Origin of the sequence: Raoultella sp. T31 (genome assembly GCF_002806725.1) — a bacterium.
In the GTDB taxonomy this organism is placed as follows: Bacteria; Pseudomonadota; Gammaproteobacteria; order Enterobacterales; family Enterobacteriaceae; genus Klebsiella; species Klebsiella electrica.
In genome coordinates this window covers 26,697-35,915 of sequence record NZ_PIBO01000047.1, presented here as the reverse complement: position 1 = coordinate 35,915, position 9,219 = coordinate 26,697, and the positions used below count along the sequence as shown (strand labels likewise).

Genomic DNA, 9,219 nt, shown 5'->3' with positions numbered 1-9,219 from the left:
CCTAAGGACACTAACACCTGAAGCTAGCGCGTCTACCAATTCCGCCACCTTCGCAATTCACAACTCTTTCAATAATGGGGTGGCTAATGGGATTCGAACCCACGACAACTGGAATCACAATCCAGGGCTCTACCAACTGAGCTATAGCCACCACTGCAAATCTTTTCACGCGGCACTGTTAAATTCACAGTCCACCGCAGCTCAAGCACCGGGTTAAATGGTGCGCCCGACAGGATTCGAACCTGAGACCTCTGCCTCCGGAGGGCAGCGCTCTATCCAGCTGAGCTACGGGCGCTTAGCGCCGTTGCGGGGTCGGATAATACGGACTTCCCCCCCCGCTGTCTAGTGCCTTTTTAAATAAAATTTCTGTTTGCTCACGCTTTGTGCACTTTGGCGTTTATTCCGTCGTTTTATCGACATTTCCATGCCGACCCAGACCAAACACCTTATAAATAAGCGTCACGAGAGCCAGGAAAAGTATCCCGACGAACAGCGACATACGGGTGTCGTCATTGAAGCCCATGCCGATCAGCACACAAACCAGAAACGCCATCGTAAAATAGTTAGCCCACGGGAACAACAGCGAGCGGAACGGGTGGCTGGCCATCTGCGCCTGATGCGCACGGCGAAAACGCAGCTGACTAATCAGGATCACAAACCACGGCACCATGCCCGGCAGTACGCTGGCACTGTAGACATAGACGAAGACTCGCTGCGGGTTGGGAATAATATAGTTCAGACAGGAGCCAATCAGCAGAATCAGAATCGACAGCGCGACGCCCACGGCCGGTACGCCATTGCGCGAAACTTTTGCCATCGCCGCAGGCAGCTGCCGGTTGCGCGCCAGCGCGTAGAGCATACGACCGCAGCTGTACATCCCGCTATTACAGCCGGAAAGCGCCGCCGTCAGCACCACAAAGTTGATAATACCCGCTGCCGCCGTAATACCGATTTTCGCAAAGGTCAGGACGAACGGACTGCCGCCGGAGCCAATTTGATTCCACGGGAAAATCGTGACAATCACAAAAATTGCGCCCACATAAAAAATCAGGATACGCCACAGGACCTTGCCCACCGCACTGCGCAGCGTGATCTGCGGGTTCTTCGCTTCACCGGCGGTGATGCCGATAAGTTCAACGCCCTGATAGGAGGCCACGACGATACACAGCGCCGTCAGGAACCCCTTCCAGCCGCCGGCGAAGAAGCCCCCATGTTCGGTCAGGTTGCCAAATCCGATGGAGTGCCCGCCATTGCCAAAACCAAAGAAGATGACGCCCAGCCCGACGACGATCATCACAATAATGGTGGTGACTTTAATCATCGCGAACCAGAATTCTATCTCACCATACAGGCGTACTGCGGCCAGGTTTGCCAGCGCCACCAGCCCGACGGCAATAAGCGCCGGTATCCACTGCGCCATATCCGGGAACCAGAACTGCACGTACACCCCAATGGCCGTAATCTCCGAGATCCCGACCGCCATCCACATAAACCAGTATGACCAGGCGGTAAGATAGCCGAAAAACGGGCTCATATAGCGGTGCGCATAAACGGCGAACGAACCGGTCACCGGCTCAAGGAACAGCATTTCGCCCATCGAGCGCATGATAAAGAAGACAAATAAACCGGCAATAATATACGCCAGCAGGACCGAAGGACCGGCCCACTTCAGCGTACTCGCCGCCCCCATAAATAACCCCACGCCAATCGTCCCGCCAAGGGCGATGAGCTCAATATGTCTGGCCTCCAGTCCGCGCTGAAGTTCCACTTTTTTCTCTGTCATATAACCTCTTGTGTTTGCCCTGCTTCCGGTTTTTGTTCCTCGTCCTTCGAACGGCGCGCCTGATGGCTAACCTCACCTCTTGCCGTAGCACAGTGCTTCATGCCGCCGGAGAGTGACGGGTTTGCCATGGCGCGACCCGCGAATGGTCTTGCCCATATACCGGTTATTTTTATTAATGAATGAAAGGAAATGTCCCTGCTTGCACGACGGCACATACTGCCCGCCATGCATTAAGCATGCGAATGGTTAATGAATTTTACGGAAATGGCAAATAAAGTATCAGGCGAATGAAGACATTACACAGAATATGTATGCAATCTCACCTGATTGCAGTGGAATATCAGAGCTTGCCGGAATAATGCCAACGTAAATAGCGCAGCAGGTGGAGCTGTCGTTTAATCCGGCTCGGCTGCAACAGCAGACGGTAAAACCACTCCAGGCCGAGGTTCTGCCAGAACTTCGGCGCCCGATGAACGTGGCCGGTAAAGACGTCATAAGTGCCGCCGACGCCCATATACAGCGCATCGGGATAAACCCGTCGACAGTCGCGCATCAAAATCTCCTGACGCGGCGATCCCATCGCCACGGTGACGATTTTCGCTCCGCTCTCTCGCACCCGCTCAAACAGCGGCTGGCGCTGGTCAGGGGTAAAATAGCCGTCCTGGCTGCCAACGATATTCACGTTCCAGCGCGCGCGCAGCTTCGCTTGTGTTTCCGCCAGCACTTCCCGCTTGCCGCCAATCAGGAATACCGGCGTCCCCTGAGCGCCAGCGCGCTCCATTAATGCTTCCCAGAGGTCGGCGCCGGCAACGCGGGATACCTCGGCGCGCGGATATTTTTTGCGTATCGAGCGCACAACGCTGATGCCATCGGCATATTTAAACTCGGCGGCTTCAATCAGCGCGCGAACTTCCGGGTTATCTTCTACCGCCAGCATTTTCTCGGCGTTAATCGCCACCAGCGTTCCCTGACGCAGTTCGCCATCGGCAAAAAGGTAATTGAGCGCATGCTGCATGTCGCGCCAGCCAATGAGTTGCAGCCCTCGCAACGCGTACTGCGGCGCGGAAGTGTTCTCAGTCATGTTCATCCTTATCAGACCTGCGGTTGCGAAAGCGGTTTAGCCCGCTTATGAATCAATCCTGCGCTGTCCAGGAGCCAGTACAGCAATTTCGCCGCTAACAAGCAGATACCAAAGATCACGAGGAAAAACACCACGCGGGAGCCGAACGAGTCCAGTCCCTCGCGCGCCAGCACTATCATGTTGAAGATAGCGCCGAAACAGAAACTATGCAGGATAGCCGCTTTGTAGCGATTGCTTTCCCGATTGCCAAGGTCGTACAGCCAGTCGAACCATTTAATAATAAGCCCTACCGCGACAGCGCCCAGCGGAACAAACCAAATGCCGCCCATCACCACCAGCGAACCGATTAGCGTCGGTGAAATCGCCAGCCCCGAGTGGTTGTTTAACACCTCCCAGGTGAAGTAGTTGGCGGTATTGAGCACCATCGTCGGGCGGCCGTGCCACATCCAGCTGGGGATAAAAACGTAGAAGTCGCGGATCATCGGCGCCAGCCCCTGGAAAGCGATCTTGTCGTAGTTTTGCAGCAGCAGCGCCAGATTCTCCCACGGCGAAAACGTATCGCGGGTCAGATAGAGGAAGGTATAAAACGCTTCATCGCCGCTGACGTTCATGCCATAGCGCTTAAGCGCCAGCCAGAACATTCCCACGATGCCAAGAACGCCCGCCGCCGCCAGCATCCACAGACTGATCCAGCCGCGAATAATGCCGATAAACAGGAAAATGGCGAAAGCGATAATGATATTCGCTCGGGTGCCGCCGACGATGGCATAGGTCAGCAGCCCAAACGCCACGGTGCTGAGCAGGAAGAATATCCACGCCTTATAATCCTGGCGCAGGAAATAGACCACCAGCATCGCCGGGATAAAGAAATAGAAAAAGCGCTTCAACGCCACGCCGGAAACTTCGGCCGAGAAGATCTGGCTGTAAGAGTTGAGCTTAAACAGCAGGAAACCATTGTGGGCAAAGAAAATCCCGACGCACAGCAGCGCCACGCCCAGCAGAATGATCCATGTCAGATGCGTTTCCACGCGGTTCATCGTAAATAGCGGCCGCCGCTGGCGGTCGTGCGTGGCCGAGCGCAGGCGCGTTTTATAGGTCACGTAATAGACCGCATAGAAACAGACTGAGACCAGCAGGGTTTGCAACAGCACATCAGGCGGAGCAACGCTGACATCAAAGCGGAACACCAGGATACTGGTCAGCGGGAAGCCAAAGAAGAAGGTCAGCAGAAACAACAATGAGAAGAACACATTGAAGTTAAAGCGCACGCGGCGAAACTCAAAGTATGTCGCGGTGGCGATAAACAGCGTTGACAGCAGCCAGACCACCAGCAGCCCGCAAAATTGCATTAATGTCATGCATTGACCCCCGCGGCAATCTGCAATGCCCGCTGCCAGCCCGCCAGGTAGTTCGGCCGGAAGAAAGCAATCTGGTTCTTATCCACGCTTGCCAGCTGGCGCTGGGCTTCACGCACCACGGCAACATCCAGCGCATCGCCGGTAAACAGTACCGGAATATGCTGCTCCGTCATATCCTGCCAGAACGGATTTTCCCGGTTCAACACACAGGGTATACCCGCCTGAATTAATAAGCACAGCGTCCCGATGCCCTGCTGACGAGCAAACAGGAAATAGCCCAGATCGCAGCGGCGCAGCAGATTCAGATAATCATGAAACGCCAGCTTCTCGCTGAGAATCTGCAGGTGTGCGGCGCTAAAGAGCGCCGCGCCCGCGTCACGGACCTCGTTAATATAATCCGTATTATTTTCCGGATACCCCATCGGCACGATCACGTTTACCGTATCGCCAAATTGCTGATGGATAGCACGCAGCGCCGCAATATGCTCATTGCTGCGATCGCCCGAGTTCCCGACCAGAATCGTCAGCGTCTCGGCACGCGGTGCGCTATCGGCCAGCGAATTGAGCGCCGGGTCCATGTGCGTCGGAAAATAGAGCAGCTCGCCGGGCACACGCGGATGGCGGCGGGCGAACCAGCTGAGATCGCCCCGGGTGGCAAAAACGCGCCCGACCCGACTCTGGGCAAGCCGTCGCAGCGGATAGAACAGGCGAAACTTCAGGCTGGACGAATTTTCATACAGATCGGCGCCCCAGATATGCCAGTTAAACTGGGCAGGACGGATCCCCCCGCTCAGCAACGCCAGCCACAGCCCGGTATTAAACTGGCCGTGGAAGAAAAAGCGCTGTCGTCGATCGGCTTTTGCCAGCGCGATCGCCGCCTGCGCCAGGGATTTTTTCCCGGGATAACAGGTGACAGACAATGCCGGGTAGGCTTCGCGGACGCCTGTTGCATCACCGACGACCATAAACCGACGCGCCTGCTCGTCATCGGCGGCCAGCTCGTCGTTAAAGAACCGCAAAACGGTCTGGTTGTGGTGTGGGATATCCGATCCCAGTACATGTATCAGTGCTGTCATGCCCGTTTACGCCAGAGTAAAAACACGCCACTACAAAGGGCGAAATAAACAATATACGTAGCCATATACGCCTGCGCTGCGCCAATCGCGCCATGCGCCGGGATCAGCCAGTGCGAGAATGCGGTCAACAGCGTGAACTGGCTGATTTCCGTGAGTATATAAAAACGCAGTGACGCTTTTGCAATCACCAGATAGCCATAAACATAGGCGCCGACCTTCAGCACATCGCCCAGCAGTTGCCAGGCAAACAGGTCGCGCATCGCCGTAAAGCGGTCGGAAAACAGCAGCCAGATGGCGAAGTCGCGCAGTAGCCAGACGGTTAAGCTCGCCGCCGCCACCGCCGGCAGGACAAATTTTAATGATTTGCCGATCTCGCGGGTAATGTCCGGTTTGGCCGTCAATCGGGAGAGCGTAGGCAGCAGGTACACGCTGAACGATGCGGTGATGAACTGCAGGTAGGCATCGGAAATACTGCTAACCCCTTGCCAGATCCCTACCGCCTCCCAGCCATAATGATCCGCCAGCAGGTTACGCATCATCACGTAAGCCACCGGCAGCGTCACCGAGGTAATCAGCGCCATCAGGGTAAACTTAGAAAGCTGCCCGGCGAGAGCGTTATCCCAGCGCGGACGAAGCGCGCTGAGCGGGATCGTCCCGCGCCGCCATAGCACGATTGCCGCCGGGATCACCACCAGCGCCGGCACCAGCGCCAGCCCGAGCAGCGCCCCCTGGTAACCCGCGAAATGATAGCAGGCGTAATAGGCCACGACGCCAATCAGGCTACCGGCGATAAGCGACAGGGCATTGCCCGCCGCATCGCGAAAACCTTTCATCAAGGCCAGCAGCAGGTTTGCCCAGGCGATGCCCATCTGCACCAGCGCCACAAGGCGCACCAGCCCCTGATAGTGCGTATGACCAAACAGCCCCTGGCTTATCGGCGCGGCCGCCAGCAGAAAAATAAGCGCCAGTAGCGTTGAGAAGCCAAGCACCATCGCAGAGGAGGTACCGACGACCTTATTCAGCTGCGGGCGATCGTCATGATGCTGCGCGACCAGTTTGGTGACGCCGTTGAAAATACCGGCGCCCGCCAGCACGCCAAGCACGGTCACCAGCTGGCGAAAGTTACCGGCCTGACCCACCCCTGCCGGGCCAAAGGAGACCGCCAGCAGTTTAACCACCAACAGTCCGGCGCCAATTTTGACCAGCGTGGACGCGGCGGTCCACAGTGAAGCTTTAGCCAGCGACATATCAGGAGAAATAGCTCAGCAGCGAATTAATCACCGTACGCTGATTGGCTGACGACAGGTTATAGAACAGCGGCAGGCGCAGCAGGCGTTCGCTCTCCTGGGTGGTATGACGATCGTCGCCGTGGAATTGGCCAAAGTGCTCCCCTGCCGGGCAGCTATGCAGCGGAATGTAGTGGAACACCGCCAGAATTTCCGCCTCTTTTAGCCAGGCTATCAGGTTACTGCGATCGTCAATATCGCGCAGCTTAATATAAAACATATGCGCGTTGTGTCCGCAGTCGGCCGGAATCACCGGCAGATCGATGCGACCAGCCCGTGCCAGCGGCAGCAGCGCATCGTAATAGCGTTGCCAGAGCGTTAAGCGTTGCTGGTTAATCTGTTCCGCCGCTTCCAGCTGCGCCCACAGGTATGCCGCCTGCAGGTCAGACATCAGATAGCTGGAACCGATATCGCGCCAGGTGTATTTATCCACCAGCCCGCGGAAGAACTGGCTACGGTTGGTGCCTTTTTCGCGGATAATTTCCGCGCGCTCGATCAGCGTGCGATCGTTAATCAGCGTCGCGCCACCTTCACCGCCGGCGGTATAGTTTTTGGTTTCATGGAAACTGAAACAGCCGATATGGCCGATCGTGCCCAGCGCTCGCCCTTTGTAAGTCGACATCACGCCCTGCGCGGCATCTTCCACCACGAACAGATTGTACTCGCTGGCAAGGGCCATGATGGTGTCCATCTCGCAGGCCACGCCAGCATAGTGTACCGGCACAATGGCGCGGGTTTTCTCCGTGATTGCCGCTTCAATTTTGGTTTCATCAATGTTCATCGTATCGCGACGAATATCGACAAAGACGATTTTCGCACCGCGCAATACAAAGGCGTTGGCGGTGGAGACGAAGGTATAGCTCGGCATAATCACTTCATCGCCCGGCTGGATATCCAGCAGCAGCGCCGCCATTTCCAGCGAAGCGGTGCAGGAAGGCGTCAACAGCGCTTTGGCCGTCCCGAACCGCTGCTCCATCCACTGCTGGCAGCGGCGGGTGAATCCGCCGTCGCCGCACAGTTTTCCGCTGTCCATCGCGGATTGCATATAATCAAGCTCGGTTCCCACCACCGGCGGTGCGTTAAATGGAATCATCATGTCACCTGTATAACCAGTACGCGGTGTTTTCCACATTCGCACCGCTGAGAATATAACGTTTAAGCGCGGCAGTGTTCCCCATCTGGGTTGCCACCCGCAGTGTAGAAAGTCCGCGACGTTCGGCCCAATGCCGTGCGGCCTGCATCAGCTCAGCACCCGCGCCGCGACCGGCCAGCAGACCGATTCGGGCATCCGTTTCATTAAGCTGACGCAGAGAAACAAAAGCGCGAATGTCGCCATCAGCGGCGCGAAAAATCAGGCACTGGTTATCGAAGGTCCCCCGCACCGCGTTTTCAATCCATTGGGCGTAGAAACGACCGCTGGCATCTGCGGCATACCAGGGCGCGCGGAAGCGACTTTGCGCAAAGGCCTGCGCCGCCAGCTCGCGCAAGCGTGGAATCTCTGCCGCCGTGGCCACTTCACAGCCCGTATCGGCAGGCTGACCGACCGGCAGCGCCAGATCGACTTCGCCTTCCACGAGCTGGAAGCCCAGCTGCTGCAGTGCATCCAGCCGCACGCTATCATCCGCCGCAATCTTCGCCTGCAAACGCGACCAGCCGGCCAGCGCCTGAGCGGTCAGCGGCGGGGCGTCATCGCGAAAGCGCACAATCGCGCTCTGGATGCCGAAGAAACGATTTTCCCACTCCAGGGATTCAATACTGGCGTGGACGGACACGGACAAGATCCAGTAAGTATTGGCCATAGCCGGTTTTTTCCAGGCGTTTGGCTGCCCGCTTCACGCCGTCATCATCCAGCCAACCGTTACGCCAGCCAATTTCTTCCAGGCAGGCGATTTGGAAGCCCTGACGCTTTTCCACGGTTTGTACGAACATACTCGCCTCGATCAAGCTATCGTGCGTACCGGTGTCCAGCCAGGCAAAACCGCGTCCGAGAAGCTCTACGGTCAGCGCGCCATCCTCCAGATACATCTGATTGATACTGGTGATCTCCAGCTCGCCACGCGATGACGGTTTAACCTGTTTCGCATATTCAGTAACGTTGCCATCATAGAAGTAGAGGCCCGTTACCGCCCAGTTAGATTTGGGATGCTGCGGTTTTTCTTCCAGAGAAAGTGCGCGAAAATTATCGTCGAACTCCACTACACCAAAACGTTCTGGATCCATAACCTGATAACCAAAGACCGTCGCACCTTGAGTACGCGACGCAACGCTGCGTAGCTTAGGACTGAAGCTTTGGCCAAAGAAGATATTATCCCCCAGCACCAGACAAGAGGGTTCGCCATTGAGGAACTCTTCTCCGAGGATAAAGGCCTGTGCCAGGCCATCCGGGTTTGGTTGCACGGCATAATGCAGCTGAATACCGAATTCTTCCCCGTCGCCGAGCAGGCGCTGAAAGTCACGCTGATCTTCAGGCGTGGTGATCAACAGAATCTCACGGATACCGGCCAGCATCAGCACCGACAGCGGGTAGTAAATCATCGGCTTATCGTAGACAGGCAACAGCTGCTTTGACACTCCGCGGGTAATGGGATGCAAACGAGTGCCCGATCCCCCAGCCAGAATAATACCTTTCATTTTT

Annotated in this window: 8 protein-coding genes and 2 tRNA genes; all 10 read right to left on the bottom strand. The window is 56.5% G+C overall.

Annotated features, from left to right (window positions below):
- Window positions 1–75 precede the first annotated feature (75 nt).
- The 10 genes from CWM52_RS22925 to rfbA all read right to left on the bottom strand — a co-directional run bounded on the left by CWM52_RS22925 (window position 76) and on the right by rfbA (window position 9,215).
- Window positions 76–151 (bottom strand) — tRNA-His (locus tag CWM52_RS22925).
- A 67-nt stretch (window positions 152–218) separates the two neighbouring features.
- Window positions 219–295 (bottom strand) — tRNA-Arg (locus CWM52_RS22920).
- Between the two features lie 102 nt (window positions 296–397).
- Window positions 398–1,783 carry a bifunctional threonine/serine APC transporter ThrP gene (gene thrP, locus CWM52_RS22915; RefSeq protein ID WP_100686189.1) on the bottom strand — a complete coding sequence of 462 codons (1,386 nt, stop codon included), beginning with the start codon at window positions 1,781–1,783 and terminating at the stop codon, window positions 398–400.
- Between the two features lie 340 nt (window positions 1,784–2,123).
- Entirely contained in the window at window positions 2,124–2,864 is a 741-nt protein-coding gene (wecG, locus tag CWM52_RS22910) for a lipopolysaccharide N-acetylmannosaminouronosyltransferase (protein ID WP_100686188.1), read from the bottom strand.
- An 11-nt stretch (window positions 2,865–2,875) separates the two neighbouring features.
- Window positions 2,876–4,222, bottom strand: coding sequence for an ECA oligosaccharide polymerase (gene wzyE / locus CWM52_RS22905; protein ID WP_100686187.1), 1,347 nt, complete (start codon window positions 4,220–4,222; stop codon window positions 2,876–2,878).
- Window positions 4,219–5,298: a TDP-N-acetylfucosamine:lipid II N-acetylfucosaminyltransferase gene (locus tag CWM52_RS22900; RefSeq protein WP_100686186.1), complete on the bottom strand. Its 1,080-nt coding sequence runs from the start codon at window positions 5,296–5,298 to the stop codon at window positions 4,219–4,221. The genes wzyE and CWM52_RS22900 overlap by 4 nt, the downstream gene beginning before the upstream one ends.
- On the bottom strand, window positions 5,295–6,545 hold the full coding sequence (gene wzxE, locus CWM52_RS22895) for a lipid III flippase WzxE (RefSeq protein WP_100686185.1): 1,251 nt from the start codon (window positions 6,543–6,545) through the stop codon (window positions 5,295–5,297). The genes CWM52_RS22900 and wzxE overlap by 4 nt, the downstream gene beginning before the upstream one ends.
- A gap of 1 nt (window position 6,546) precedes the next feature.
- Window positions 6,547–7,677, bottom strand: a complete 1,131-nt coding sequence (gene rffA, locus CWM52_RS22890; protein WP_100686191.1) for a dTDP-4-amino-4,6-dideoxygalactose transaminase — start codon at window positions 7,675–7,677, stop codon at window positions 6,547–6,549.
- Between the two features lie 4 nt (window positions 7,678–7,681).
- On the bottom strand, window positions 7,682–8,356 hold the full coding sequence (rffC, locus tag CWM52_RS22885) for a dTDP-4-amino-4,6-dideoxy-D-galactose acyltransferase (RefSeq protein ID WP_100686184.1): 675 nt from the start codon (window positions 8,354–8,356) through the stop codon (window positions 7,682–7,684).
- The gene (gene rfbA, locus CWM52_RS22880) at window positions 8,334–9,215 is read right to left on the bottom strand and encodes a glucose-1-phosphate thymidylyltransferase RfbA (protein WP_100686183.1); all 882 of its coding nucleotides are present in this window, start codon (window positions 9,213–9,215) and stop codon (window positions 8,334–8,336) included. The genes rffC and rfbA overlap by 23 nt, the downstream gene beginning before the upstream one ends.
- Window positions 9,216–9,219: the final 4 nt, after the last annotated feature.